This window comes from Sphingomonas melonis DAPP-PG 224, from assembly GCF_000379045.1.
Taxonomy (GTDB): domain Bacteria; phylum Pseudomonadota; class Alphaproteobacteria; order Sphingomonadales; family Sphingomonadaceae; genus Sphingomonas; species Sphingomonas aquatilis.
The window spans coordinates 589,803-614,309 of sequence record NZ_KB900605.1 but is presented as its reverse complement, the minus strand read 5'-3'; the positions used below and the strand labels follow the sequence as shown (position 1 = coordinate 614,309).

Sequence of the window (24,507 nt, the reverse complement as noted above, 5' to 3'; positions counted from 1 at the left end):
CTGCGCGGGAATGACGAACGTGCGGATCAGTCCGCCTTCTTCTTCGCCGGCGCCTTTTTCGCGGCCGGTTTCTTGGCGGCTGCATCCTTCGCCGCCGGCTTCTTCGCCGCGGCTTTCTTGGCCGGCGCCTTCTTCTTTTTCGCCGGGGCCGCCGCCGCGCGGGCATCGATCAGCGAGGCGGCTTCCTCCAGCGTCAGCGCCTCGGGCGTGATCGACTTGGGCAGCGTCGCGTTCGTCTCGCCGTCGGTGACATAGGGGCCGTAGCGCCCTTCCATTAGCTTGATCTCCGCCTCGGTGCGCGGATGCTTGCCGAGCTCCTTGAGCGGCGCCCGCGCGGCGCCACGCGCCGGACGGCCACCGCCGGCTGCCGCTTCGGCGAGCTTGACCACCGCGGCGTTCATTCCCGTTTCGAACACGTCGGCGGTCGATTGCAGCCGTGCGTACTTGCCGCTGTGCGCCAGATAGGGGCCGTAACGGCCGATCGAGGCGGTGATCGGCTCGCCTGTCTCCGGGTGATTGCCGATCGTACGCGGCAGGCTCAAAAGCTTCAGCGCCCATTCCAGGTCGAGCTCGCCCGGCAGGTCCTTGGGGATCGAGGCGCGCTTGGCGTCCTTGCCCTCGCCGAGCTGGATGTACGGCCCGAACCGCCCCGACTTGCGCTCGACCTCCAGCCCCGTGACCGGGTCCTTGCCCAGGCCCTCGGGACCGCTGTCCTCGCCCGCCTCGGCGCCGGCCTGCGCGAAGCGGCGGGTGTATTTGCACTCCGGATAGTTGGAGCAGGCGATGAACGCGCCGAACCGGCCGCCGCGCAGCGCGAGCTTGCCTGCCTCGCACTTGGGGCAGAGCCTGGGATCGCTGCCGTCCGCCTTGTCGGGGAACAGATAGGGCGCGAGGAACTGGTCGAGCTCCGCGGTGATCGCCGAGGGCTGTTGCTCCATCACCTCGCTGGTGCGCGGCTTGAAGTCGCGCCAGAAGGCTTCCAGCACCGCCTGCCATTGCGCACGGCCGCCGGACACGTCGTCCAGCTCTTCCTCCAGCTCGGCGGTGTAATCGAAGCCGACGTACTTTTCGAAGAAGCGTTCGAGGAACGCCGTCACCAACCGCCCCGATTCCTCGGCGAAGAAGCGGTTCTTCTCGACGCGGACGTAATTGCGGTCCTTCAGCGTCTTGATGATCGAGGCATAGGTCGACGGGCGGCCGATGCCGAGCTCTTCCATCCGCTTCACCAGCGAGGCTTCGGAGAAGCGCGGCGGCGGCTGGGTGAAATGCTGTTCGGCGGCGACGTCCTTCTTGGCCGGCGCATCGCCGTCGCGCAGGCGTGGCAGGCGGCGCGCTTCCTCGTCCTGGCTGTCGTCCTGCCCTTCCTCGTACAGCGCGAGGAAGCCGGGGAAGAGCACGACCTGGCCGGTCGCGCGCAGCACGTTGCGCCCCGTGCCGTCCGCCATCTCGACCGTGGTGCGCTCCATGCGCGCCGAGGCCATCTGGCTGGCGAGCGCGCGCTTCCAAATGAGGTCGTACAGGCGCGCGTGATCGCCGCCGCCGACGCGGTCCTTGCTGAAGTCGGTCGGGCGGATCGCCTCGTGCGCTTCCTGCGCGTTCTTCGCCTTGGTCTGGTACTGGCGCGGCGAATCGGGGACGTAGCCGCCGTCGTAACGCTCGGCGATCGCCTTGCGCGCGGCCGAAATGGCGCTGCCGTCCATCTGCACGCCGTCGGTCCGCATGTAGGTGATCGCGCCATCCTCATACAGGCCCTGCGCGATCCGCATCGTATGGTCGGCCGAGAAGCCGAGCTTGCGCGCCGCCTCCTGCTGCAACGTCGAGGTGGTGAAGGGCGGCGGCGGGTTGCGCGTCGCCGGCTTGGTCTCGACCGACTGGACCGAGAAGCGCCCTGCCTCGACTGCGGCCTTCGCCTTCTCCGCGTCGCCTTGATTGCCGATCGACAGGCGGTCGAGCTTCTTGCCGTCCCACTGGACGAGGCGCGCGGTGAAGGGCGTGCCGTCCTGTTCCATGCTTGCGGTGACCGACCAATATTCCTGCGCGCGGAACGCCTCGATCTCGCGCTCGCGATCGACGATCAGGCGCAGCGCGACCGACTGGACACGGCCCGCCGATTTGGCGCCGGGCAGCTTGCGCCACAGCACCGGCGACAGCGTGAAGCCGACCAGATAGTCGAGCGCGCGACGGGCGCGATACGCGTCGATCAAATCGGTATCGAGCTCGCGCGGGTTCGCCATCGCGGTGGTCACCGCCGCCTTGGTGATCGCGTTGAACGTCACGCGCTGGACGTCCTTGGGCAGCGCCTTGCGGCCCTTGAGCACCTCCTGCACGTGCCAGCTGATCGCCTCGCCCTCGCGATCGGGGTCGGTCGCCAGGATCAGGCGGTCGGCGGTCTTCGACAGATCGGCGATGGCTTTGAGCTGCTTCGTCTTGTCCGCGTAATTCTCCCACTCCATCGCGAAGCCCTCGTCGGGATTCACCGACCCGTCCTTCGCCGGCAGGTCGCGGACGTGGCCGTAGGAGGCGAGCACCCGGTAATCCGAGCCGAGGTATTTTTCGATGGTCTTCGCTTTGGCGGGCGATTCGACGATGACGAGCTGCATGGCGGCGATTACGGTCCTTACGTGTACGCGCGAGGGTGGAAAGCCGCCGGGGCGACTGTCAACAGGGGGATGACACCGATGTGGGGATCGACGGGCGTCGAGGACAAGGCGTGGACATGAGCAGCGCAGGCGTCGACCATCGCCGCGCGCACCGGGCGCGCGTGCAGCTGGAACGGATGACCTTCTTTTCGGACGCGATCTTCGCGATCGCGATGACGCTGCTCGTGGTCGAGGTGAAGCTGCCCGCGCTGCACCATCCGACCGGGCCGGAACTGGGACAGGCGCTGTGGGTGCTGCTGCCCAATTATGTGGGCTTCCTCGTCAGCTTTCTGGTGCTGGGCCGCTTCTGGATCATCCATCACGACGTGATGGGGTTGCTCCGCGCCGCCAGCCCTCGACTGGTGATGGCGAACCTGCTGCTGCTGCTCGGCGTCGCCTTCATGCCGTTCCCGACTGCGATCATCAGCGAATATGTGAATTTGCGCGTCGGCATCGGCTTCTACACAGGCTGGCTGATCCTGCTGGGGCTGCTCAACCGCCATCTGATCCAGGTCATCGCCCGCTCGCCCGATCTACTCGACGACGACATCGGGGCGCATGAGATCACGCCGCTGCTGCACCGCAGCTGGATCCCCGTCATGATCGGCGTCTGCGCCTTCGCCGCCGGCATGGTGACCTGGGTCGCGGCCCTGGTCGTGCTCGTGGTGGTGAGCCCGATCATCAGCATCGTCGTCGGCCGCTGGGCGGCACGGGCGGGCGGCTGAATCGAAGCGGTCGGTCTGTCCCCCTAGCGGGCGAGCAGTCGCCGTTCGAGCAACGTCGCCATGTCGCGCCGCCCGTCCGCGATCACGACGACGAAGACGGTCGTCTCGATCGGCCGATAGATGATCCGATAGGGTGCGCTGACGATCTGGCGATAGTCGCGCATGCCGATCGTCTGCAGTTCGGGCGGCACGGCGCCGCGATCCGGGAAGTGGCGCAGCGCGTCGATCCGCCCGACCAATGTGTCGAGTAACGCGTCCGCCGCGGCCCGTCCGCCATGCGCCAGCCGATAGCCGTGGATGTGCCGTAGATCCTGTTCCGCACCGCGCGTCAGGCGGACGGCGAAGGGCGCCGTCATCGCGATCAGCCGGCGCGGATCGCGGCGGCGACGTCCTCCAGCGCGCGGGTGTCGCCATGTTCGATGTCGATCGTTCCAAGCGCGAGCAGCTTGAGTAACGCCAACGTCTCTCGCGTTTCGTCATAGGACGCGACGTCCTGAAGGACCGCCTTCACTTCGCCGTTCTGCGTGATCGCAAGAGGTTCGCGGGTTGCGGCAAGCTCAGTCAGCACGTCGGCCGCGTGCGCCTTGACGTAGCTGATCGGTTTGACCCGTTCCGCAAAGCCCATCATTGCCTCCAAACCAAATACGGACCGAATATGGTTCGTCTCGATTCAAAGGGCAAGGCTGACGCGGCCGCCGGCGTGGCGTTCCAGCCGGCCGGCGAGTTCCAGTTCGAGCAACACGGTCTGGAGGATCGCGGGGGCGATGCCGCTTTGGCGGATCAGTTCGTCGACCGTCACTGGGACCGGGCCTAACAACGCGGTTACGCGGCGGCGATCGGTGTCGTCGGCGTCCGCGGGGGGCGGGCTGCCATAGCTGGAGGAGGGCGTGCGGACGCTGCGCGGGTCGATCGGGCGCAATTGTTCGAGGACGTCGGCGGCGGTCTGGATCAGCGTCGCGCCGTCGCGGATCAGCAGATTACAACCTTGCGCGCGGGGATCGAGCGGGCTGCCGGGGACGGCCATGACCTCGCGCCCCGCCTCGCCCGCCAGTCGCGCGGTGATGAGCGAGCCCGAGCGGGGCGCCGCCTCCACCACCACCGTACCGAGCGACAGGCCGGCGATGATGCGGTTGCGCGAGGGGAAGTTGCGCGCGAGCGGCTGCGTGCCGGGCGGCTGTTCGGCGACCAGCAGCGCGCGGGCCGCGACCTCTTCCTGTAAGTCCCGGTTTTCCGGCGGGAAGGTGACGTCGATACCGCTGGCGATGACGCCGATGGTGCGGGGAAGCGCGCCGACGTGCGCGGCGGTGTCGATGCCGCGCGCGAGGCCGGAAACGACCGTCGCCCCTTCGGCGGCGAGATCGTGCGCGAGGCTGCGGGCGAAGCGGCAGGCGGCGGCCGAGGCGTTGCGCGCGCCCACGATCGCGACGCACAGGCGGCTGGCCAGGGTCAGGTCGCCGCGGACGATCAGCGCGGGCGGCGCGGTGTCGATCTCGGCGAGCAGCGGCGGATAGTCGACATCGTCGAGGAAGACGTGGCGCGCGCCGAGTTTGGCCGTCGTCCCCAGCTCCCGTTCGACCAGTCCCGCGTCGGCGACCCGCGGCGCGTTGCCGCCACCGCGCCGGGCGAGCGTCGGCAGCATGTCGAGCGCGGCTTCGGGCGTGCCGAAGCGGGCGATCAACTGGCGATAGGTGACGGGGCCGACCCCCGCGGTTCGGATCAGGCGAAGGCGCGCGAGATCGCGCTCGGCCACGTTCAGTCGTCCTGCGGGCCGTCTGCCGCGGCGCGCTTGCCGCCGCCGATGCGCGGTTCGGTGCCGTTGGCGATCCGCTCGATATTCTCGCGATGCTTCCACAGCACGATGGCGGCGAGCGCGAGCAGCAGCATGACGAGATCGAACCGGCCGAAGATCGCGCCGCTGACCGGCGCGCTGATCGCCGCGGCCATGCCCGCGACCGACGAGATGCGCACCGTGGCGAGCATTCCCAGCCAGACGACGGCATAGACCAGCCCCATCGGCCAGTGCAGCGCCAGTACGATCCCCATCAGCGTCGCGACGCCCTTGCCACCACGGAAACGCAGCCAGACCGGATAGCAATGGCCGACGAAGGCGGCGGCCGCGGCGACCATCTGTTCGCCCGGGAACAGCCAGCTGACGAGCCAGACGGCGGCGGCGCCCTTCAGCAGGTCGAGCAGCAGCGTCGCCGCGGCGAGGCCCTTGCGTCCGGTCCGCAGCACGTTGGTCGCGCCGATATTGCCCGATCCGATCGTGCGCAGGTCGCCCGCGCCGCCGAGCCGCGTCAGGATCACCCCGAACGGAATCGAGCCCAGCAGATAGCCGAGCACCAGCGCCGCGGTCGGTGCCATCCAGAGGATTTCTGTCTGCAAGTGTGCCCCTTCGTGACTGGCCCCATCATAGCGGCATCGGACCGGCTTGGCCAAGGGGGGCGGACTTGCGGCGAGCGGTGCGGCGGCTATGCACGCGGGCGATGGATATGCGTCCGATCCTGTTCTTCGATTCCGGTGTCGGCGGCCTGTCGGTGGTCGCACCGACGCAGGCACTGCTGCCGTTCGCACCGATCGTCTATGCGGCCGATTCGGCGGGCTTCCCCTATGGCACGAAGAGCGAGGCCGAGATCGCGGCGCGGGTGCCGGCGCTGCTCGGGCGGCTGGTCGAACGCTATCGCCCGCGGCTGGTGGTGATCGCGTGCAACACAGCCTCGACGATCGCGCTGCCGGTGGTGCGCGCGGCGCTCGACGTGCCGGTGGTGGGGACGGTGCCGGCGATCAAGCCCGCCGCTGCGATGAGCGCGACGCGCGTCATCGGCGTGCTCGGGACGCAGGCGACGGTGCGGCAGGCCTATGTCGACGATCTGGCGGCGCGCTTTGCCGGCGATTGCACGGTGTTGCGCCATGGATCGGCGGCGCTGGTCGAGCTGGCGGAGGAAAAACTGGCCGGGAAGGCACCCGCGTCTGAGCGGTTCGCGGCGGCGCTCGCCGGGCTGATCGAGCAGCCGGGGGGCGAGCGAATCGACGTGATCGTCAACGCCTGCACGCACTTCCCGCTGGTCGAGGCGGAGCTGGCGGCGGTGGCACCTGCGGGCGTGCGCTTCATCGATGGCGGGCCGGGAATCGCGCGGCGGATCGCGGCGCTGTCCGACGGGCAGGACTGGCCGGCGGGGGCGCCGATGCATCGCGCGGTGTTCACGCGGCTGGGCGCGGCGGAGCGGGCGCTGGAGCCGGCGTTGGCGCGGTACGGGATTGGGGTGGTGGAGGCGTTGTAAGGGTTGCGCTCGCCCCATTCCCTCCGTCACCCCGGACTTGGTCCGGGGTCCACTCTGCGGCGAGGGGGACGGCTGGAGGCCTGGAGCATCCCCCCGCGGCCCGGTGTACCCCGGAACACGTCCGGGGTGACGGGGGATTTTGAGGCGGGGCGGCCGCCCACCCCTTGGACAAAATGCCCAACCCTTCGATCACCCTGACCTGTTTTATCCGCTGGCAACACCGCCGCGCGCGCGATACACGAGCATCCCATGAACAGCGACGGCACGGACACGCGCGTGGACTATTCGCGCGTTTTCACCCAGGCGATCGACCGCCTTCATGCCGAGGGACGCTACCGCGTCTTCATCGACATCCTCCGCAACAAGGGGATGTTCCCCAATGCGCGCTGTTTCGCGGGGCATAATGGCCCCAAGCCGATCACGGTCTGGTGTTCGAACGACTATCTGGCGATGGGCCAGCATCCCGATGTGATCGCCGCGATGGAAGAGGCGCTGCACGACGTCGGTGCCGGATCGGGCGGCACGCGCAACATCGGCGGCAACACGCATTATCACGTCGATCTGGAGGGCGAGCTCGCCGACCTGCACGGCAAGGAAGGCGCATTGCTGTTCACCAGCGGCTATGTGTCGAACGAGGCGACGTTGTCGACGCTCGCCAAGATCCTGCCCGGCTGCGTGATCTTTTCGGACGAACTGAACCACGCCTCGATGATCGCCGGCATTCGCAACGCCGGCTGCGAGAAGCGGATCTTCCGCCATAACGACCTCGCGCACCTCGAAGAGCTGCTGGCGGCCGAAGACCCGGCGGTGCCGAAGCTGATCGCGTTCGAGAGCGTCTATTCGATGGAAGCCGACATCGCGCCGATCGCCGCGATCTGCGACCTCGCCGACAAATATAACGCGTTGACCTATCTCGACGAAGTGCATGCGGTCGGCATGTACGGCGCGCGCGGCGGCGGCATTTCCGAGGCTGAAGGCGTCGCGCACCGGCTGACGATCATCGAGGGCACGCTCGGCAAGGCGTTCGGCGTGATGGGCGGCTATATCGCTGCGGACCAGACGATCATCGACGTCATCCGCTCTTACGCGCCGGGCTTCATCTTCACCACCAGCCTGTCGCCGGTGCTGGTCGCGGGCGTGCTGGCGAGCGTGCGCCACCTGAAGGCCTCCAGCGTCGAGCGCGAGGGGCAGCAGGCATCGGCGGCGCTACTCAAGACGATGCTGAGCGAGGCCGGTTTGCCGGTGATGCTGGGCGACACGCATATCGTGCCGGTGCTGGTCGGCGACCCGGTGAAGGCGAAGCGGATCAGCGACATCCTGCTCGCCGAATATGGCGTGTACGTCCAACCGATCAATTATCCGACCGTCCCACGCGGCACCGAGCGCCTGCGCTTCACGCCGGGCCCGAGCCATACGCCCGAGATGATGCGGGAGCTGACCGACGCCTTGGTCGAGATCTGGGGCCGGCTCGAACTGCGCAAGGCCGCTTGAGGCGCCTCCCAATTCGACAATCCCGTAGACCCAGCGAAGGCTGAGGCCTCTATCGGCTCCTGACGGTCTCGATCACGCAAAGATCCCAGCCTTCGCTGGGATGACCTAGGGTTCGACGAAGGGGATAGCGCTCAGGCCGCCAATACCCCGCACAGGGCACCGATGATGATTGAGAGGCTGCCCAGGCCCAGCGACAGCGGCACGCGTAACGCCATCCAGCCGCTGGGCGTGATCCCCTGTGCGGTGAGCCGGCGGTCGATCAGCAGCGTCAGCAGCACCGCCACGCCCAACAGGACGAGCGCCAGCGCCAGCGAGATAACGCCGCCGACCGACAGCAGGATCAGGCCGGCCGCGACGATCGAGGGCGCGACCGCCAGACAGGCGATCTCGCCCTGCCGCACGCCGGCGCACATCGCGAAACCCCACCAGATGCCGCCGAGGAAGCTGAGGATCAGCGCGGCATAGCCGAAGGCGAACATACCACCCGTTTGCGTCGTCTGGTCGAAGGCGCAGGTGGCGGCGGCGGCGATCTGCGGCAGCAGGCCGGCATAGCCGAGGATCATCGCCGATTCGCCGACGGTGCCGATCATGCCCGGGCTGGCGGCATCGCTGCCGATCGCCTCGGCGCTGGCGGAGTGGCGCTCAGGCATCGGATCGCCAGCGGGATCGCAGGTGGACGAAGCGGCTGCTCGGGGTGCGATCTTGATGCATGTTGTCCAAGCGCGTGACCGGCGCGGGCGTTCCCACGCGCCATCGTGTCCTGATGCCTTTCCCCGCATCGGCTGTGGCATTTGCGTGACGGTGGCGCTAAGGCGCCGCGCATCGCTTCCTCATCACAGCCGGGACGCCGCTTCGCCTTGCGCATTGCCTTCGCCTCCGATCACGCCGCCGTCGCGCTGAAGGCGCTGCTGGTCGAGCACGCCGCCACGCTGGGTCACGAGGTGGTTGACCTGGGTCCGGAGACCGACGCGCGCGTCGACTATCCCGATTACGGCTACAAGCTGGCCGATGCGGTCGCGCGCGGCGAAGCGGCGTTGGGCGTGGCGCTGTGCGGATCGGGGATCGGCATCTCGATCGCGGTCAATCGCAACCCGGCGTGCCGCTGCGCGCTGGTCACCGAACCGCTCGCCGCCGCGCTCGCGCGCAACCACAACGACGCCAACGTCATCGCGATGGGCGCCCGGCTGATCGGGCCGGACCTTGCGAAGGCGTGCCTCGAAGCCTTTCTCGCCGCTCCGTTCGAGGGCGGTCGTCACCAGGCCCGTGTCGACAAACTGTCGCAGAAGGATTGATCCCATGAGCACCCAGCCGAACGATCTCAGTGACATCCGCTCCAGCGGCTTCTTCACGCAAGGGTTGGCGGATGCCGATCCCGCCGTGTTCGGCGGCGTGGCCCACGAACTCACCCGCGAACAGACGCAGATCGAGCTGATCGCGTCGGAAAACATCGTGTCGAAGGCGGTGCTCGAGGCGCAGGGGTCGGTCTTCACCAACAAATATGCCGAGGGCTATCCGGGCAAGCGCTATTACCAGGGCTGCGCGCCGTCGGACGAGGTCGAGAGCCTCGCGATCGAGCGTGCCAAGCAGATCTTCGGCTGCGGTTTCGTCAACGTGCAGCCGCATTCGGGCGCGCAGGCGAACGGCGCGGTGATGCTGGCGCTGGTCAAGCCGGGCGAGACGATCCTGGGCATGAGCCTGGATGCCGGCGGCCACCTGACGCACGGCGCCAAGGCGGCGATGAGCGGCAAGTGGTTCAACGCGGTCCAATACGGCGTCGACCCCGACACGCATCTGATCGACTATGACGCGGTCGAGGCCCTCGCGGTCGAGCATCAGCCGAAACTCATCATCGCGGGCGGCTCGGCCTATCCGCGCGTCATCGACTTCGCCCGCTTCCGCGCGATTGCGGACAAGGTCGGCGCGTATTTCATGGTCGACATGGCGCACTTCGCCGGCATCGTCGCCGCCGGCCTGCACCCGACGCCGTTCGGCCATGCTCATGTCGTCACCACCACGACGCACAAGACGCTGCGCGGCCCCCGCGGCGGCATGATCATGACCGACGACGAGGCCATTGCGAAGAAGATCAATTCGGCGGTCTTCCCCGGCCTGCAGGGTGGCCCGCTGATGCACGTCATCGCCGCCAAGGCGGTCGCCTTCGGCGAGGCGCTGCGCCCCGAATACAAGAGCTACATCGCTGCGGTGGTCGAGAACGCCAAGGTGCTCGCCGCCACGCTGAAGGAGCGCGGCGCCGACGTGATCGCGGGCGGCACCGATACGCACCTCGCGCTCATTGACCTGCGCCCGCTCGGCATCACCGGCAAGGACGCGGACGAGGCGCTGGAGCGCGCGGGCATCACCTGTAACAAGAACGGCATCCCCAACGATCCGCTGCCGCCGATGAAGACCAGCGGCATCCGCGTCGGCTCGCCCGCCGGCACCACGCGCGGCTTCGGCCCGGCGGAGTTCCGCGAGATCGGCAACATGGTCGCCGACGTCCTCGACGGTCTTGCAAAGAAGGGCGAACACGGGGACCCCGACGTCGAGGCGAACGTTCGGGACCGTGTGCGCAACCTCTGCGCGCGCTTCCCCATCTACGAAGGATAACAGATGTCGAAGATCGACGAGGTGCAGAGCACCGTGAAGAACACGCCCGGCCTGGGCAAGAAGATGGCCAAATACGGTGCGATCGGCGCCGTGGTGGCGATTCCCGTGCCGTTCGTCGGCCCGGTGCTGGGTGCGCTGGTCGGCGCCGGCGTCGCCTACGCCCGCCGCAACAAGATCTGAAGGACGCGTTCGACTATTTATGCGTTGCCCGTTCTGCGGCCATGAAGACAGCCAGGTAAAGGACAGCCGCCCCACCGAAGACGGGGCGGCGATCCGGCGCCGGCGCCAGTGCGAAGGGTGCGCCGCGCGTTTCACGACGTTCGAGCGCATCCAGCTACGCGACCTGTGGGTCGTGAAGAGCGCGGGCGACGGCGGGTCGCGCCGCGAGCCGTTCGAGCGCGAGAAGCTGCAACGCTCGATCGCGATCGCGACGCGCAAGCGGCCGATCGAACCGGTGCGCATCGAAAAGCTGATCAGCGGGATCCAGCGCCAGCTGGAAACGCTGGGCGAGAGCGAAGTGTCGTCGAAGCGGATCGGCGAACTGGTGATGGAGGGGCTGAAGGGCCTCGATTCGGTCGCCTATATCCGCTTCGCCAGCGTCTATCGCGACTTCAGCGAGGCGCGCGATTTCGAGGAGTTCGCCGGGTCGGTCGAACAGGCAGGACGCGGCGCATGAGCGACACCAATCTCCCCGCGATCGTTCTGGTCCGCCCGCAGCTTGGCGAGAATATCGGCAAGGCCGCGCGCGCGATGCTCAACTTCGGGCTGACCGACATGCGCCTCGTCGCCCCGCGCGACGGCTGGCCCAACCCCAAGGCGGGTCCGGCGGCGAGCGGCGCCGACCTCGTGCTAGAACGCGCGCGCGTCTACGAGACGGTTCAGGACGCGATCGCGGATTGCGCCCACGTCTATGCGACGACGGTGAGGAAGCGCGGCATCACCAAGCCGGTGGTGACGCCCGAAGTCGCCGCGAAGGCCATCCACGGCGCGGGCGAACGCTCGGCCATCCTGTTCGGGCCGGAGCGGTCGGGGCTGGAAACCGACGACGTGGCGCTCGCCCGCACGATCATCACCGTGCCGATCAATCCCGAATTCGGCAGCCTCAACCTCGCGCAGGCGGTCATCCTGGTCGCCTACGAATGGTCGAAGGGCGTCAGCCTCGCGCAGCCGTCGCTGACCGAGATCGACGCCCCGGCACCGCAGACCGAACTGGACGGCATGATCGCGCAGCTCGACGACATGCTGGAACGGGCGAACTTCTTCTTCCCGCCCGACCGCGTGCCCGCGACGCGGCGGACGCTCAGGACGCTGCTCACCAAGCCCGGCTGGTCGTCGCAGGAAGTGCGCACACTGCGCGGTGTCCTGTCGGCGCTGGATGGCGCCAAGGAACGGCGCAGCGAGCGATAGGGCGGCGGTCGGTCGGCCTCCCTCTCTGCTCGTCATCCCCGCGAAGGCGGGGATCCAGACACGCTACCCTCGCAGAAGGAACCGGAAGGCCAGCCCGCCTGCATTGCCGCCAACGCGGAAACGACGCCCGATGGTCGGGATGGGGCGTCGCCCCAATCTCCCCGTCACCCCGGACTCGTTCCGGGGTCCACTCTGCGGCGAGGGGGGAGTCTGGAGGCTCGAACGTTGCCCCAGCGGCCCAGTGGACCCCGGACCAAGTCCGGGGTGACAAAGAGTGTGGGAGCCGTCCTTCCTCCAGCTGCGCCGCGCGTGTTGGATCGAAAGCCGCGCCTTGCCATCAAAACTGCAGGTCAAGTCACTGTAAGAAAAAGACGATCCGAGGCCGCGCTTTTCCCCACTGTCCTACACGCCACGCCATAGTCTAGGGGCCGCAACACGCGATATGCCGATGTACGGCGATGGCGCACTCTCTGTCAGTGGTGCAAGCACCGAAACGATAGACCCCGAACGTGTCCGTTCAGGTGCCCATATTGTCCATGTTCGCCGCGCGCGCGTCGAACTGCGTCAGCTCATAGGCGATCGAGGCTTCGACCAGCTGTTCCCACAGATCCGCGATCACGTCGCCGGGCAACCCCGCCGCCTCCGCCGCCGCACGGGCGTTGGCGATCACCTGTGCCTTGCGGCCTTCGTCGCGCACCGCACCGCGCTCCGGCTTGATGCGGGCGGCGGCGTCCATATAGGCGAAGCGGCGGGCGAGTAGCGCGACCAGCTCGCGATCGACCTGGTCGACGCCCGCGCGGACCTCGGTCATGGTGGTGCAATCGGGGCCGGGCAGGGTCGTCGTCATGCGCGCTTCTGTAGCGGGGCTACGGGACTTGTCGAGCATCGGCGCTTTCCCAAGCGGCGGAATTGCGTCATGACTTCTGCCTCTTTTGCCCCGGAGGCTTTGCCCATGTCCCTGATCGCCCTCGCCTTGATTGCCACGGCGGCGCAAACGCCAGACCCGGCGCCGACGCCCGCGGCGGACAAGCCGATCTGCCGCCGCGAGCTGCCGATCGGGTCGTACCTGCCCGTGCGCACCTGCCACACCAAGGCGCAATGGGCGCAGATCGACGAAGCGAACGGTCGTGCCGCCAGCGACGCACGTCGCGCCAACGATGCGCGCAGCGGCACGATCCCCAATCGCTGATCCCGACCGCCGACGGACGCCCGCGCCTCCACCCGCGATTGACAGCGCGCCGCCCCTCGGCTAGGCGCGCGCCTTCGCAACAGCCCCCGCACCCCGGTGAAGCGGTGGGCCTGCCTTCCTTCGGGATCAGCAGCGCGAAACCGGGATCAGCCCCGATCGTGATTCGTCGCGCTCGGGATCACGTCGTTACAGTTGCCAAGGAACTATCATGTCGAAGCGCCATAGCGCCAAGCACAAGCTCGACCGTCGTCTCGGCGAGAACATCTGGGGCCGTCCGAAGTCGCCGGTCAACAAGCGTGAATACGGCCCGGGCCAGCACGGCCAGCGCCGCAAGGGCAAGGTGTCGGACTACGGCATCCAGCTGCGCGCCAAGCAGAAGCTCAAGGGCTATTACGGCGACGTCACGGAAAAGCAGTTCCGTGCGTGCTACCATGAAGCCGCCCGCATGAAGGGCGACACCAGCCAGAACCTGATCGGCCTGCTCGAGCAGCGTCTCGACATGATCGTCTATCGCGCCAAGTATGCGCCGACGATCTTCGCGGCGCGCCAGCTGGTCAGCCACGGCCACGTCCGCGTCAACGGCGTGAAGTGCAACGTCGCGTCGCGTCGCTGCTTCGTCGGCGACGAGATCACGCTGGGCACCAAGGCCAAGGAAATGGCGCTGGTGCTCGAGGCGCAGAACCTCGCCGAGCGTGAAATCCCCGATTACGTCGCGCCGGACGGCAACGCCAAGGTGACCTTCGTCCGCGTGCCGACGCTGGACGAGGTGCCCTATCCGGTGAAGATGGAGCCGAACCTGGTCGTCGAGTTCTACTCGCGTTAAGTCGAGCGTCAGCGAGACCGGCCGGTGGGGCTAACAGCCCCGTCCGACGACGCGGGATTAATTCCCGCGTCGGTCGGGAGGCACAAAAAGGGCGGTCCCGCGGGGCCGCCCTTTTTCGTTGGCGACGACTCCCCTCGTCACCCCGGCCGAAGAGCCGGGGTCCCGCTTCTTCCCACGTTGCGCCAAAAAAGCGGGACCCCGGTCAAGCCCGGGGTGACGAACCAGAAGGTGGGCCGGGTCACGGCGTGCGCCGCCTATCTCCCCCTCCACCATTCGGCTGATGCCGAACGGTCCCCCTCCCCCTGGCGGGGGAGGAATGCGCCATCCGCCCCCGTGGACAAGCCGCGCCCCCCACGCCACAAGGCGCAGCAACGCTGACCTTGCCGGAGCTTCCCTTGCGCCGCTTTTTCCTGCCCGCCCTACTCGCTGCCGTCGCGACCCCGGCCATCGCCCAGACCGCGCCCGACATCTCCGTCGACACGATGAAGGCGGTCACCAAGACGCTCTCGTCCGATGCGTTCGAAGGCCGCGCGCCCGGCAGTGCGGGCGAGACCAAGACGCTCGCCTACCTGCAACAGCAGTTCGCCAAGGCGGGGCTGAAGCCGGGCAACAAGGGCCAATGGCTGCAGGACGTGCCACTGGTCGAAATCACCGCAAAGAACGTCACGCCGCTAACGATCACCGGCGGCAAGACGCCGCTCAGCTTCGCCTACGGCCCGGACATGGTGGTCGGCACCTATCGCGTCACGCCGCATATCGACGTGACGAACAGCGACGTCGTCTTCGCCGGCTATGGCATCGTTGCGCCGGAGAAGGGTTGGAACGATTATGCCGGGCTGGACGTGAAGGGGAAGACCGTCGTCGTCCTGATCAACGATCCCGACTGGCAGACGCCGGAGGCCAAGGGTCTCTTCAACGGCCGCGCGATGACCTATTACGGGCGGTGGACGTACAAATATGAAGAGGCCGCGCGACAGGGCGCCGCTGCGGTCCTGATCGTCCACCAGACCGAACCCGCCGCCTACGGCTGGAACGTCGTGCGCTCCAGCAATACCGGCGCCGAACATGTCGCCGACGCCGCCGACGGGCACATGACGGACAGTGCCGCGCATGGCTGGATCCAGCTCGACGCGGCGCGCAAGCTGTTCGCCAGCGCGGGCAAGGACTTCGACGCGCTCGCCGCCGCGGCGAAGGTGAAGGGCTTCAAGCCCGTCGACCTGGGGCTGAAGGCGTCGGTCAGCTTCGACAACACGATCGCCAAGCAGGTATCGCACAATGTCGTCGGCATCCTGCCCGGCCGCGAGGCGCCCGACGAATATGTGCTGCTGTCGGCGCATTGGGATCATTTGGGCCGCTGCACGCCGGTGAACGGCGACGACATCTGCAACGGCGCGGTCGACAATGCCGATGGCGTCGCGGCGCTGGTGGCGCTGGCGCAGGCCAATGCCAAGGCGGGGCCGGCGCGCCGATCGATGGTGTTCGTCGCGCTGACCGCTGAGGAATCGGGGCTGCTCGGCTCGGCCTATTATGGCGAGAACCCGGTCTATCCGCTGGCGAAGACGGTGGGCGGCGCCAACATGGATGCGCTCGCCATGTACGGGCCGGCCAAGGACGTGATCGTGATCGGGCCGGGCAAGTCGGAGCTCGACAATTATCTGAACGCCGCGCTGAAGCGGCAGGGCCGGCATGCGACCCCTGAGCCGACGCCGGAAAAGGGCTTCTACTACCGCTCCGACCATTTCAGCCTCGCGAAGCATGGCGTGCCGATGGTCTATTTCGAAACGGGGCAGGACCTCGTGAAGGGCGGACTTGCCGCCGGCCGCGCCGCCGCCAAGGATTATGAGGAGCACCGCTACCACGCGCCGTCCGACGAATATGATCCGAACTGGGACTGGAGCGGGGTGCAGCAGGACGTCGCGCTCTATTATATGCTGAGCCGCGATCTCGCGGAGAGCCGCGCCTGGCCGAACTGGCTGCCCGGCGATGAATTCCGCAGCATCCGCGACAAGAGCCGTGCCACCGTAACCGGAGTAGCCAAGTGACGACTATCGCCCCGCCGCCCGCCGAATGGGCGCCGCATTCGGCCGTGTGGATCGGCTTCCCGAGCCACGCCGACCTGTGGGTCGAGGATCTGGAGCCGGCGCGCGAGGAGGTCGTTGCCTTCGCCCGTGCCGTCCACGCCGAGGGGCGGGGCGAGAAGGTAATCCTGGTCGCCGCCGATGCCGAAGCGGGCGACACCGCCATGACCATGGCCCCCTTTGCCGAGGTGGTGGTCGAACCGTTCGGCGACATCTGGCTGCGCGACACCGCGCCGATCCTGCTGAACAGCGAAGAGGCGCGCGACTTCGACTTTAACGGCTGGGGCGGCAAATACGATCTGGAGGGCGACGACACGATCGGGCTACGGCTCGGCAAGTCGATCGGGGCGAAGGTCGGCTATTGCAACTGGGTGCTGGAAGGCGGCGCGATCGACGGTGACGGTGCCGGCACGGTGGTGACGACCGAACAATGCCTGCTCAATCCCAATCGCAACCCGACGATGACCAAGGCCGATATCGAGCGCCGGCTGCGCGAGGATCTGGGCTATACGCGTGTCGTCTGGCTGGGTGACGGCCTGCTGAACGACCATACCGATGGCCATGTCGACAACCTCGCCCGCTTCGTCGGCGAAGGGCGCGTCGCTTTGCCCAAGGCGGCGGAGAACGACCCCAATTGGCAGGTCTTCCAGCATGCCGAGCGCGATGCACGCGCCGCGGGGCTGGAGGTGGTGCTGATCCCGTCGCCCGGCCGCGTGCTGCGCGACGAAGAGGTCGTGCCGGCGAGCTACATGAACTTCTACATCGGCAATGCCGCGGTGGTCGTGCCGCTGTACGGTAGCGAGAACGATGCCGCGGCGGTGGCCGCGATCCAGGCGATCTTCCCCGACCGCGAGGTGGTGGGCCTGCACGCAGACCATATCCTGACCGGCGGCGGCAGCTTCCACTGCATCAGCCAGCAGATCCCGGCCTGATCGCATGGCGGCTCTGCTGGTCCGGGCCGGCGTGTCGGGTATCATCGTCGCACTCGTGGCGCTGATCGCGCGGCGCAGCCCGGCGGCGGGCGCTCTCGTGGCGTCGCTGCCGCTCGTCTCTGTGCTCGGCATGATCTGGCTGTGGCACGATACGGGTGACCCCGTTCGACTGGCGGACCATGCGCAGGCGACGCTGTGGTATGTGCTGCCCTCGCTGCCGATGTTCCTCGTGATCCCGGCGTTGCTGCGGCACGGTGTCGGCTTCTGGCCCGCGCTCGCCAGCGGTTGCGCTGTCACCGTTGCGCTCTATCTCGCCACCGTTGCGGTCGCCGCGCGATTCGGCGTCACCCTGTAGGAACCGTCATGACCGAGATCACCGTCGCTGCGCTGCAGCTTGCCTTTTCGAACGACATCGACGCGAACATCGCCAATGTGTCGCGCCTGGTGCGTGAGGCGGCGGGGCAGGGCGCGAGCGTGATCCTGCCGCCGGAATTGTTCGAGGGCGAATATTTCTGCCGCGTCGAGGACGAGGGCCTGTTCGCCAACGCCGCCCCCGTCGGCGAGCATAAGGCGGTGCTCGCCATGCAGGCGCTGGCCGAAGCGCTGAAGGTGACGATCCCGACCAGCTTCTTCGAGGCGGACGGGCCGCATTATTACAACAGCCTCGCGATGATCGGCCCCGATGGCGAAGTGCAGGGCGTCTATCGCAAGAGCCACATTCCCGACGGTCCGGGTTACGAGGAGAAGTTCTACTTCCGCCCCGGCAATACCGGGTTCAAGGTGTGGCCGGCGCCGCAGACCGCGCCCGGCTGGACGCTGGGCGTCGGCGTGTGCTGGGACCAATGGTATCCCGAAACCGCGCGCGCGATGATGCTGATGGGGGCCGAACTGCTGTTCTACCCGACCGCGATCGGCAGCGAGCCGCATGATACCAGCCTGGACACCGCGCGGCTGTGGCGACGTGCGATGGTGGGCCATGCGGTCAGTAACGTCGTGCCGATCGTTGCCTCCAACCGCGTCGGTGTGGAGCATGACCAGACCTTCTACGGCACCAGCTTTATTGCCGATGAGCGCGGCGACATCCTTGCCGAGCTGGACCGCGAGGAGGAGGGCGTGATCGTCGCGACGCTCGACCTTGCCCGTATCCGCCGCCACCGCGCCGCCTTTGGCTTCTTCCGCGACCGCCGGCCGGAGCTGTACGGTCGCCTCGTTCAGGACATCTGAGCGAGCGCCACCGCGCGGGCGAAGACGGCCTCGAACATCTCGTCGTCGACGCGGCCGGTGTTCTGATTGTAGCGCGACGGGTGGTAGCTATCGACCAGCATCCGCCCGTCCGGCATGCGATGTTCGGCGCCATGGCCGAACGTCGCCTTGGGCAGCCGGCCGCCCAGCACCTTCACCGCCGACTGATGCGCGATCTGGCCGAGTGCGACGACGACGCGCAGGTTGGGAAGCGCTGCGATCTCGGCGTCGAGATACTGGCGGCAGGTGCGGATTTCCTCCGGCGTCGGCTTGTTGGCGGGCGGCAGGCACTTCACCGCGTTGAGGATGATCGCGCCGGTGAGGGCGATATCGTCGGTCGGGCGGTTGGCGAAAGTGCCGGTGGCGAGGCCAACCTTCACCAGCGTCGCGAACAGCAGCGTTCCCGAATGGTCGCCGGTGAAGGCGCGGCCGGTGCGGTTGGCGCCGTGCAGACCGGGCGCAAGGCCGACAATCGCGATCGTCGCGTCCGGATCGCCGAAGGCGGGCACCGGGGCGTTCCACCACGTCGGGTTCTGTTCGCGCAATGCCTCGCGCGCCGCGACGAGGCGGGGGCAGAGCGGGCAATCCCGCGGCGGCTCCACGGGAAAAAGGGCCGTGGGTGGGGCGGCGTCTAGGCTCTCGGGGAGGCTATCGGATGCGATCGTCATCGGCATCGCCTAAGGCGTGGGAATGGCAACGGCAATCTATGCGATCGGGATCGGATCGAATCGGCGGGGGCGACATGGCGGTCCGGCGGACGAGGTGCGCGCCGCGATCGCAGCGATCGGCGGGGTCGTCGCCACGTCCCCGATCATCGCGACGGCGCCGCTCGGCCCCTCGATCCGCCGTTTCGCCAATGCGGCGATCCTGATCGAAAGCGATGAGGCCCCGCCAGTGCTGCTCGCGCGGCTGAAGCGAATCGAGGCAGCCTTCGGGCGCCGGCGCGGGCGGCGCTGGGGGGCGCGGGTGATCGACCTCGATATCCTGTTGTGGTCGGGTGGCGTCTGGCGGAGCGCCGGGCTGACGGTGCCGCATGTCGCGCTCGCCGAGCGGGGTTTCGTGCTCGCCCCACTGCGGCACATCGCGCCGGGCTGGCGAATGCCGGGCGCGATGCGGACGATCCGCCAATTGGCGCACACGGTTGACCGGCCGCGTCGCCGCCCCTAGGTGCCCCCAATCGATGGCGGGGGTCCGTAGCTCAGTCGGTAGAGCAAGCGACTTTTAATCGAGAGGTCCCGGGTTCGAGCCCCGGCGGACCCACCATCGACGCTTTCCGGGGGCATCTACCCGGTCCCCGATCAGTTCATAAGCCGCAACATCCGCCAATTGCGCACTGCGCGGTAGCCCTGTGATCTCGCCAAAGCACGCGCACACCACCAGCTGTCCACGCTTGATATGTCGGTATTGCTGACGCATGATCCGGCGCGAACAAGAGGGGGGGGCCAATGAAGCGCATCTGGACGGTAGCAATCGTGGCGATCGTGGCCTGTACGGCGCCTGCCGTCGCGCAGTCCGCGGATAGCCAGGCCAAGCCGGCCGAGAAGAAGACCTGCCGCAGGCTGACGCCGACGGGATCGTTCATGGCGACCCGCGTCTGCAATACCGAGGCAGGATGGCGTCAGTTCGACGGGATCACGCAGCAGGGCGTGAGCGACTTCCGCCGCTCGTTGAACATGAGCGGCACCAACGAGCGCGCTGGCGAAAAGTAAGTCGGTTACGCGGCTGCCCGCCACGCGGTGGGCGCCGCGATCCGCTTTTCTGGATTCGGCTCGCGCCAGGTTACGGCATTCAGGCTGAGCTCGATCGCGACGAGGCACTCACCCCTGCCATAGTCGGCGCGCTCGATCAGCCGAAGAGGCGGCTCCAGAACGACGGCTGCGCCGACCGGGACGCCTGCCATTGCGCGCGCGCGTCTGCTGCCCGCTGGTGGAGAGCGCGGATGCACTCGTCGCGGGGGAGGTCGGAAAGCCGCTGCGGAGGGATGGACTGGCCCATAACGCATTGATGAATCGCACGATGAAGCGTGCTTTGGCAACGACGATGCGACGAATTGCAGTCGATCGTTGCAAAAGCCTGGAAAAGCTTCCCGACTCTACGGCGCATCGATCGTGCCCATCATGCGCCGCCCCTGAGCCGAATGCGCGGTCGTGCGTTCATCACCACCAGATCCACGCAGGAGAGCGACATGGCCGATGTGACCGATCCGACCCACGAACCCGAGAGCTACACCGATCTGCCGATGCAGCCGACCGGGTCCGGCCCCGCCGACCTCGAGGTCGCGTACGAGCAGATGCGCCTTGCCGAGGAGGCCGAAGGCACCACTGGTGGCGTGCCCGCTGCGGCAGTGGCGGATGCGGCCGTGCCTGTCAGCGACGCAGGCGCCATCGCCGAAAACGAAGCGCATCTGAGCTGAGGCGGGCGAGGGGGGCGCCGAGCGCCTCCCCCTTCCCACTCATGTCATGAGGACGTGTCAGCGGTGGGTGGACCGCCGGTTGACCGGCACCAGAGACAGCTGGCCCGCGCGCGATGGACCCCGGCGCATTTCGAACCCGATGAGCGCGAGGTTCGCGGCGATGAATGCGGACATGGTGACGTAGAAGGCCATGGATCGTCTCTCTGCGGCATCGGCCTTGCGGCCTGTGAGGAGCAGATCGTTGGCGTTGCAAAGGTTTACCGCAGGTGAGCGCGGCCGCGATCGTGGCCGATTGCGCGACGGTCCGAGCCGGCGTTACGGCGAGCGCCTGCTGGTGGCCGCAGGACGGTGCCTATGCTCGGCACCGCCCAGGCCGTCCATCAACGGCAGACGCGGACGCGGCGGTGATGACGATAGACGATACGGCAGTGTTCGCGGCGATCACGGCCCCAATGGTGGCCGCGGTCGCGGCGGTTGCGGTCATACCCACGATGGTCGCGGTGATCGCGCTGGTCGTAATGGGGACGGCCGCGATCGTGGCGCTGGGCATCGGCCGTACCGGCGAGACCAGCGGTGCCTGCCATCATGGCCACGGCAGCGAACAGCATCTTGAGCGTCATATACCCTCCTTCGTCAGCGCCATTGCGGCACGTGAGGGGGATTACGCAGGCGACACGGCATCGTTCCTGACCTTTTTCGGAAGCATACGATCGGTGATTTGATCCTGACGGGAGCGTGTTGGGAATCGGACGAAGACGGGATCGTGCAGGTGGCAGGCCTGCCGAATGTCACGAGCCCGCACCGCGCTGCCACGCGATGATCGCCCGCCCGGCTTTGGTCTCAACCGGTCGCGCGCATCATCATCGGTCGGGCTGTGCCATCCCGACCGATGGGAGCCGGCCGTCCCAGCAGGAACCCCTGCGCTTCGTCGCAGCCTTGTTGGCGCAGGAATTCGAGTTGCTCCGCGGTTTCGACGCCTTCCGCCAGCACGGGGATCGAGAGGCTTTCCCCAAGGGCCAGCACCGCACGGATGATGGCGGCGGACTGCGGACCGCAGTCCAGATCGAGCATGAAGGACTTGTCGAGCTTGATCTTGTCGAACGGGAAGGAGCGCAGCGTCGACAGCGACGAATAGCCGGTTCCGAAATCATCCATGGCGACCGATACGCCGAGCGCCTTCAACTGGCGGAGGACGTGGGTCGTGCGTGCGTGATCCTCGATCATCGCGGTTTCGGTGATCTCGAGTTCGAGGCGCGACGCGGGCAGACCCGTTTCCAGCAGGATCTGATGAACGAGACTGGGAAGATCGACGTGGCCGAGTTGCACCGGTGACAGGTTGACCGCGATCTTGTGCGGTTCTGCCCACACCGCCGCTTCGGCGCATGCGGTCCGTAACACCCATTCGCCGATCGGCAGGATCAGCCCCGATTGTTCGGCGAGCGGGATAAAGTCGGATGGCGACACGCAGGTGCCGTCCGCCTTCGTCCACCGCAGCAGGGCTTCATAGCCGGTGGTTCTGCCGGTGCGAACGTCGCCCTGTACCTGCCAGTGGAGAGCGAGTTCGTCGTGGTCGAGCGCGTGGCGCAGTTCCTGCACCATGCGCCGACGATCGCGAACGGCGCGATCCATCTCCTCTTCGTAAAAGCAGACGTGCGACGCGATCGACCCCTTGGCCCGGTACATCGCAAGATCGGCATTGTTGATGAGCGCCGAGACATCGTCGGCGTCTTGCGGCCATAGCGCGATGCCGACACTGGCGCCGCAACTCGCCTCGCTGTGATCCAGCGCGACCGGTTCCATGATCGCGGCGCGCAGCCGTTCAGCAAGGGCGAGCGCATCGGCCGCTTCGCTGACCGGCTGGACCGCCACGAATTCGTCGCCGCCAAGGCGCGCGACGAATTCGCCCGGCATCATCGCCGCCTTCATGCGCTCGCCGATCGTGATCAGCAGATGGTCGCCCGCGGCATGGCCGTGGATATCGTTGACCTCTTTGAAGCGGTCGAGATCGATCGATAGCAGAGCGACGGCAGCATGCCCGCTGGCGGGCGACGCCTGTTTCGTCAGCCATTCCAGGAAGGACGTCCGGTTCGGCAGGCCGGTCAGACTGTCGTTGCGCGCGAGATGCGTGATCCGGCGTTCCTGCGCGAGCCGAGCCCTGAGATCGCGAATGGAGTAGATCGTATGGGGTTCGACGCCACGCGCATCGACGCGGACCGCGATTTCGATCGGGATGATATTGCCGTCCATGCCGGTCATCGTCGATTGCGTCAGCCGGTCGGCGTCGATTGTCGTGGCGCCGGCGATCCAGCGCTCGATCGGCTGGCCCATGATGTCGGCGGGCGAGAGGCCTGCCAGCGTCGCGAAGGCCGCGTTGGCGGCCACGACGCAGCCGGCGCTGGTGACGACCATGCCATCCACATTGCCCTCCAGCACCTCGTCCAGCCGCCGTTTCGATTCTGCGCTGGCCTGGGCGTCGAGGACATAGGTCGACAGACCCGTGCCGAGCACCAGCATACCGACGCCGGCGACGGCGAATGCCATGATAATCGCGGCATCGTCCGATCCCGCCTGACCCGCTTCGGCTGCGAAGGGGATGATTGCCATCGCGGCCATGCCGGTGAAGTGCAGCACCACGATGGAACCGACCATCAGCCCTGTCGCGAACCAGCCCCCGGCAAACCGCCTGTGCGCGAGGGCTCGATCGAAGGCCGCGGCACCAAGCAGAACGACGCCAACGATCGAAACCGTGACATAGTCAGGCGCCCAGCTGATGAAGCCCTGCGCCGCGAATGCACGCATTCCGGTGTAATGCATGATCGTGACCGCCAGCCCGAACAGCGCGCCGCCGCAGGCCGGCATCCAACGCCCCTTCATCGTCGCCGCCTTGAGCGCGATGGCGCTGCCCGCGATCGCGAAGAGCAGGGACACTCCGGTCAGGCGCGGTTCGTAGCTGACGCGGACGCCAGGCTGATAGGCGATCATCGCAATGAAGTGCGTGCACCAGATCGTCGCGCCGGTCGAAACGCCGCCCATGAAGATCCAAGCCAGCCGAGTCCGGGGCTCAGCCTGACGGATGCGCCCCAGAAGCTGAATCGTGATCGCCGACCCGACCAGGCAGAACAGCGCCGCCAGGCCGACCAGCCAGAGGTTGTGATCCTGCGTGAGACAGGTGAGGAAGCGCATCCAGCGTGGTCCTTTTTTCGGACCATTCTCATTCAAATATCAAATTTGTTTTAATTACAGTTGGTTTTGGGCCACCTTGCCGGCAGCCCCATCCCTATTGCGTCGCTAGATTGACGTCCGTTTGGCGCCACCTGTTGCCCTGCAATTATCACCCAAAATGCGTTCGATCGTCGTCGATCACGCCCGTGATGCTGCCCGAGCGGCCTTGCGGTCGACGGCGGGCGCTATGGATTACGCCGCCAGGTCGAGGCCCAGCATCGCAACCGTCGCCATGAGCGTATCACCAGCGACGAGGCATGCCAGCTGCGATCGGTACAGGCTGGCGAGATCGCGGTGCATGGCGCGGACCGCATCGTCGGTCGCCAGCGCGGCCAAGGCCATCTGATCCTCGATGCGGCGATGCAGTATCTCGCGGGTGAGGCCTGTGTCCATCCATCGCCTCTCCGCCCCGAAGCGTTACGCGGCGATGCATCAGATTGGTTAATCCTCCCGGGTCC

The 24,507-nt window shown here is 67.4% G+C and carries 30 protein-coding genes and 1 tRNA gene; 19 read left to right on the top strand and 12 right to left on the bottom strand.

The window, feature by feature from the left end:
• Window positions 1-26: 26 nt before the first annotated feature.
• Window positions 27-2,600 carry a type I DNA topoisomerase gene (topA, locus tag SPHME3_RS0103030; protein WP_018250549.1) on the bottom strand — a complete coding sequence of 858 codons (2,574 nt, stop codon included), beginning with the start codon at window positions 2,598-2,600 and terminating at the stop codon, window positions 27-29.
• 116 nt (window positions 2,601-2,716) lie between these two features.
• Here topA and SPHME3_RS0103025 point away from each other — a divergent pair, with 116 nt between their 5' ends.
• Window positions 2,717-3,364: a TMEM175 family protein gene (locus tag SPHME3_RS0103025; protein ID WP_017977324.1), complete on the top strand. Its 648-nt coding sequence runs from the start codon at window positions 2,717-2,719 to the stop codon at window positions 3,362-3,364.
• Window positions 3,365-3,387: 23 nt separating this feature from the next.
• Here the strand turns inward: SPHME3_RS0103025 and SPHME3_RS0103020 are convergent, their stop codons facing one another.
• Genes SPHME3_RS0103020 through plsY form a run of 4 tightly spaced genes read right to left on the bottom strand, consistent with a single transcriptional unit; the run spans window position 3,388 to window position 5,728 of the window.
• Window positions 3,388-3,720, bottom strand: a complete 333-nt coding sequence (locus SPHME3_RS0103020) for a type II toxin-antitoxin system RelE/ParE family toxin (protein WP_017977325.1) — start codon at window positions 3,718-3,720, stop codon at window positions 3,388-3,390.
• Window positions 3,721-3,725: 5 nt separating this feature from the next.
• Window positions 3,726-3,992 carry a type II toxin-antitoxin system Phd/YefM family antitoxin gene (locus tag SPHME3_RS0103015; RefSeq protein ID WP_017977326.1) on the bottom strand — a complete coding sequence of 89 codons (267 nt, stop codon included), beginning with the start codon at window positions 3,990-3,992 and terminating at the stop codon, window positions 3,726-3,728.
• 42 nt (window positions 3,993-4,034) lie between these two features.
• Window positions 4,035-5,114 carry a DNA-processing protein DprA gene (gene dprA, locus SPHME3_RS0103010; protein ID WP_017977327.1) on the bottom strand — a complete coding sequence of 360 codons (1,080 nt, stop codon included), beginning with the start codon at window positions 5,112-5,114 and terminating at the stop codon, window positions 4,035-4,037.
• 2 nt (window positions 5,115-5,116) lie between these two features.
• Window positions 5,117-5,728, bottom strand: coding sequence for a glycerol-3-phosphate 1-O-acyltransferase PlsY (plsY, locus tag SPHME3_RS0103005; RefSeq protein WP_017977328.1), 612 nt, complete (start codon window positions 5,726-5,728; stop codon window positions 5,117-5,119).
• Between the two features lie 122 nt (window positions 5,729-5,850).
• Here plsY and murI point away from each other — a divergent pair, with 122 nt between their 5' ends.
• Both murI and hemA read left to right on the top strand, forming a co-directional pair.
• Window positions 5,851-6,645, top strand: a complete 795-nt coding sequence (murI, locus tag SPHME3_RS0103000; protein ID WP_017977329.1) for a glutamate racemase — start codon at window positions 5,851-5,853, stop codon at window positions 6,643-6,645.
• A 249-nt stretch (window positions 6,646-6,894) separates the two neighbouring features.
• Window positions 6,895-8,136 (top strand): 5-aminolevulinate synthase, encoded by a 1,242-nt coding sequence (gene hemA, locus SPHME3_RS0102995; protein ID WP_017977330.1) that lies wholly within the window; start codon window positions 6,895-6,897, stop codon window positions 8,134-8,136.
• Window positions 8,137-8,267: 131 nt separating this feature from the next.
• Here hemA and SPHME3_RS0102990 read toward each other — a convergent pair whose 3' ends face one another.
• The gene (locus SPHME3_RS0102990; protein WP_017977331.1) at window positions 8,268-8,786 is read right to left on the bottom strand and encodes a DUF3429 domain-containing protein; all 519 of its coding nucleotides are present in this window, start codon (window positions 8,784-8,786) and stop codon (window positions 8,268-8,270) included.
• A gap of 207 nt (window positions 8,787-8,993) precedes the next feature.
• On the opposite strand from SPHME3_RS0102990, the gene rpiB reads away from it, so the two are divergent.
• The 5 genes from rpiB to SPHME3_RS0102965 are packed head-to-tail and all read left to right on the top strand — an operon-like array spanning window position 8,994 to window position 12,150.
• Complete coding sequence (rpiB, locus tag SPHME3_RS0102985) at window positions 8,994-9,428, top strand: ribose 5-phosphate isomerase B (protein WP_017977332.1); 435 nt, start codon at window positions 8,994-8,996, stop codon at window positions 9,426-9,428.
• A 4-nt stretch (window positions 9,429-9,432) separates the two neighbouring features.
• Complete coding sequence (gene glyA / locus SPHME3_RS0102980) at window positions 9,433-10,743, top strand: serine hydroxymethyltransferase (RefSeq protein WP_017977333.1); 1,311 nt, start codon at window positions 9,433-9,435, stop codon at window positions 10,741-10,743.
• Between the two features lie 3 nt (window positions 10,744-10,746).
• Window positions 10,747-10,923: a small multi-drug export protein gene (locus tag SPHME3_RS21265; protein ID WP_017977334.1), complete on the top strand. Its 177-nt coding sequence runs from the start codon at window positions 10,747-10,749 to the stop codon at window positions 10,921-10,923.
• A gap of 19 nt (window positions 10,924-10,942) precedes the next feature.
• A complete protein-coding gene (gene nrdR, locus SPHME3_RS0102970; RefSeq protein WP_017977335.1) occupies window positions 10,943-11,419 on the top strand; it encodes a transcriptional regulator NrdR in 477 nt (158 codons plus the stop codon).
• Window positions 11,416-12,150 carry an RNA methyltransferase gene (locus SPHME3_RS0102965; RefSeq protein WP_017977336.1) on the top strand — a complete coding sequence of 245 codons (735 nt, stop codon included), beginning with the start codon at window positions 11,416-11,418 and terminating at the stop codon, window positions 12,148-12,150. The genes nrdR and SPHME3_RS0102965 overlap by 4 nt, the downstream gene beginning before the upstream one ends.
• Window positions 12,151-12,667: 517 nt before the next feature.
• Here the strand turns inward: SPHME3_RS0102965 and SPHME3_RS0102960 are convergent.
• On the bottom strand, window positions 12,668-12,997 hold the full coding sequence (locus SPHME3_RS0102960) for a chorismate mutase (protein ID WP_018250547.1): 330 nt from the start codon (window positions 12,995-12,997) through the stop codon (window positions 12,668-12,670).
• A 105-nt stretch (window positions 12,998-13,102) separates the two neighbouring features.
• Here SPHME3_RS0102960 and SPHME3_RS19950 point away from each other — a divergent pair, with 105 nt between their 5' ends.
• The 6 genes from SPHME3_RS19950 to aguB all read left to right on the top strand — a co-directional run bounded on the left by SPHME3_RS19950 (window position 13,103) and on the right by aguB (window position 18,396).
• On the top strand, window positions 13,103-13,339 hold the full coding sequence (locus SPHME3_RS19950; protein ID WP_018250546.1) for a hypothetical protein: 237 nt from the start codon (window positions 13,103-13,105) through the stop codon (window positions 13,337-13,339).
• A 208-nt stretch (window positions 13,340-13,547) separates the two neighbouring features.
• The gene (rpsD, locus tag SPHME3_RS0102950; protein WP_017977340.1) at window positions 13,548-14,162 is read left to right on the top strand and encodes a 30S ribosomal protein S4; all 615 of its coding nucleotides are present in this window, start codon (window positions 13,548-13,550) and stop codon (window positions 14,160-14,162) included.
• Between the two features lie 395 nt (window positions 14,163-14,557).
• The gene (locus tag SPHME3_RS0102945) at window positions 14,558-16,204 is read left to right on the top strand and encodes a M28 family metallopeptidase (protein ID WP_017977341.1); all 1,647 of its coding nucleotides are present in this window, start codon (window positions 14,558-14,560) and stop codon (window positions 16,202-16,204) included.
• Window positions 16,201-17,172: an agmatine deiminase family protein gene (locus SPHME3_RS0102940; protein WP_017977342.1), complete on the top strand. Its 972-nt coding sequence runs from the start codon at window positions 16,201-16,203 to the stop codon at window positions 17,170-17,172. The genes SPHME3_RS0102945 and SPHME3_RS0102940 overlap by 4 nt, the downstream gene beginning before the upstream one ends.
• Before the next feature lie 4 nt (window positions 17,173-17,176).
• Window positions 17,177-17,527 carry a DUF3147 family protein gene (locus SPHME3_RS0102935; protein ID WP_017977343.1) on the top strand — a complete coding sequence of 117 codons (351 nt, stop codon included), beginning with the start codon at window positions 17,177-17,179 and terminating at the stop codon, window positions 17,525-17,527.
• An 8-nt stretch (window positions 17,528-17,535) separates the two neighbouring features.
• Window positions 17,536-18,396, top strand: a complete 861-nt coding sequence (aguB, locus tag SPHME3_RS0102930; RefSeq protein ID WP_018250545.1) for an N-carbamoylputrescine amidase — start codon at window positions 17,536-17,538, stop codon at window positions 18,394-18,396.
• On the opposite strand, the gene SPHME3_RS0102925 is transcribed toward aguB, so the two are convergent.
• Window positions 18,384-19,082, bottom strand: coding sequence for a uracil-DNA glycosylase (locus SPHME3_RS0102925; RefSeq protein WP_018250544.1), 699 nt, complete (start codon window positions 19,080-19,082; stop codon window positions 18,384-18,386). The two genes, aguB and SPHME3_RS0102925, sit on opposite strands and share 13 nt — an antisense overlap.
• Window positions 19,083-19,104: 22 nt before the next feature.
• Here SPHME3_RS0102925 and folK point away from each other — a divergent pair, with 22 nt between their 5' ends.
• The 3 genes from folK to SPHME3_RS0102910 all read left to right on the top strand — a co-directional run bounded on the left by folK (window position 19,105) and on the right by SPHME3_RS0102910 (window position 20,123).
• Window positions 19,105-19,581 carry a 2-amino-4-hydroxy-6-hydroxymethyldihydropteridine diphosphokinase gene (gene folK, locus SPHME3_RS0102920; RefSeq protein WP_017977346.1) on the top strand — a complete coding sequence of 159 codons (477 nt, stop codon included), beginning with the start codon at window positions 19,105-19,107 and terminating at the stop codon, window positions 19,579-19,581.
• Window positions 19,582-19,601: 20 nt separating this feature from the next.
• Window positions 19,602-19,677 (top strand) — tRNA-Lys (locus tag SPHME3_RS0102915).
• Window positions 19,678-19,859: 182 nt separating this feature from the next.
• The gene (locus SPHME3_RS0102910; RefSeq protein WP_017977347.1) at window positions 19,860-20,123 is read left to right on the top strand and encodes a hypothetical protein; all 264 of its coding nucleotides are present in this window, start codon (window positions 19,860-19,862) and stop codon (window positions 20,121-20,123) included.
• Between the two features lie 5 nt (window positions 20,124-20,128).
• Here SPHME3_RS0102910 and SPHME3_RS0102905 read toward each other — a convergent pair whose 3' ends face one another.
• Window positions 20,129-20,314: a hypothetical protein gene (locus tag SPHME3_RS0102905; protein ID WP_017977348.1), complete on the bottom strand. Its 186-nt coding sequence runs from the start codon at window positions 20,312-20,314 to the stop codon at window positions 20,129-20,131.
• Between the two features lie 285 nt (window positions 20,315-20,599).
• Here SPHME3_RS0102905 and SPHME3_RS0102900 point away from each other — a divergent pair, with 285 nt between their 5' ends.
• Window positions 20,600-20,827, top strand: a complete 228-nt coding sequence (locus SPHME3_RS0102900) for a hypothetical protein (protein WP_020486340.1) — start codon at window positions 20,600-20,602, stop codon at window positions 20,825-20,827.
• 57 nt (window positions 20,828-20,884) lie between these two features.
• Here the strand turns inward: SPHME3_RS0102900 and SPHME3_RS21665 are convergent, their stop codons facing one another.
• Window positions 20,885-21,019 carry a hypothetical protein gene (locus SPHME3_RS21665; protein ID WP_017977350.1) on the bottom strand — a complete coding sequence of 45 codons (135 nt, stop codon included), beginning with the start codon at window positions 21,017-21,019 and terminating at the stop codon, window positions 20,885-20,887.
• Window positions 21,020-21,093: 74 nt separating this feature from the next.
• Here SPHME3_RS21665 and SPHME3_RS0102890 point away from each other — a divergent pair, with 74 nt between their 5' ends.
• Window positions 21,094-21,549, top strand: coding sequence for a hypothetical protein (locus tag SPHME3_RS0102890; RefSeq protein WP_020486341.1), 456 nt, complete (start codon window positions 21,094-21,096; stop codon window positions 21,547-21,549).
• 118 nt (window positions 21,550-21,667) lie between these two features.
• On the opposite strand, the gene SPHME3_RS0102885 is transcribed toward SPHME3_RS0102890, so the two are convergent.
• Both SPHME3_RS0102885 and SPHME3_RS0102880 read right to left on the bottom strand, forming a co-directional pair.
• A complete protein-coding gene (locus tag SPHME3_RS0102885) occupies window positions 21,668-24,010 on the bottom strand; it encodes a bifunctional diguanylate cyclase/phosphodiesterase (protein WP_017977352.1) in 2,343 nt (780 codons plus the stop codon).
• Between the two features lie 231 nt (window positions 24,011-24,241).
• Entirely contained in the window at window positions 24,242-24,442 is a 201-nt protein-coding gene (locus tag SPHME3_RS0102880; protein ID WP_017977353.1) for a hypothetical protein, read from the bottom strand.
• Window positions 24,443-24,507 lie beyond the last annotated feature (65 nt).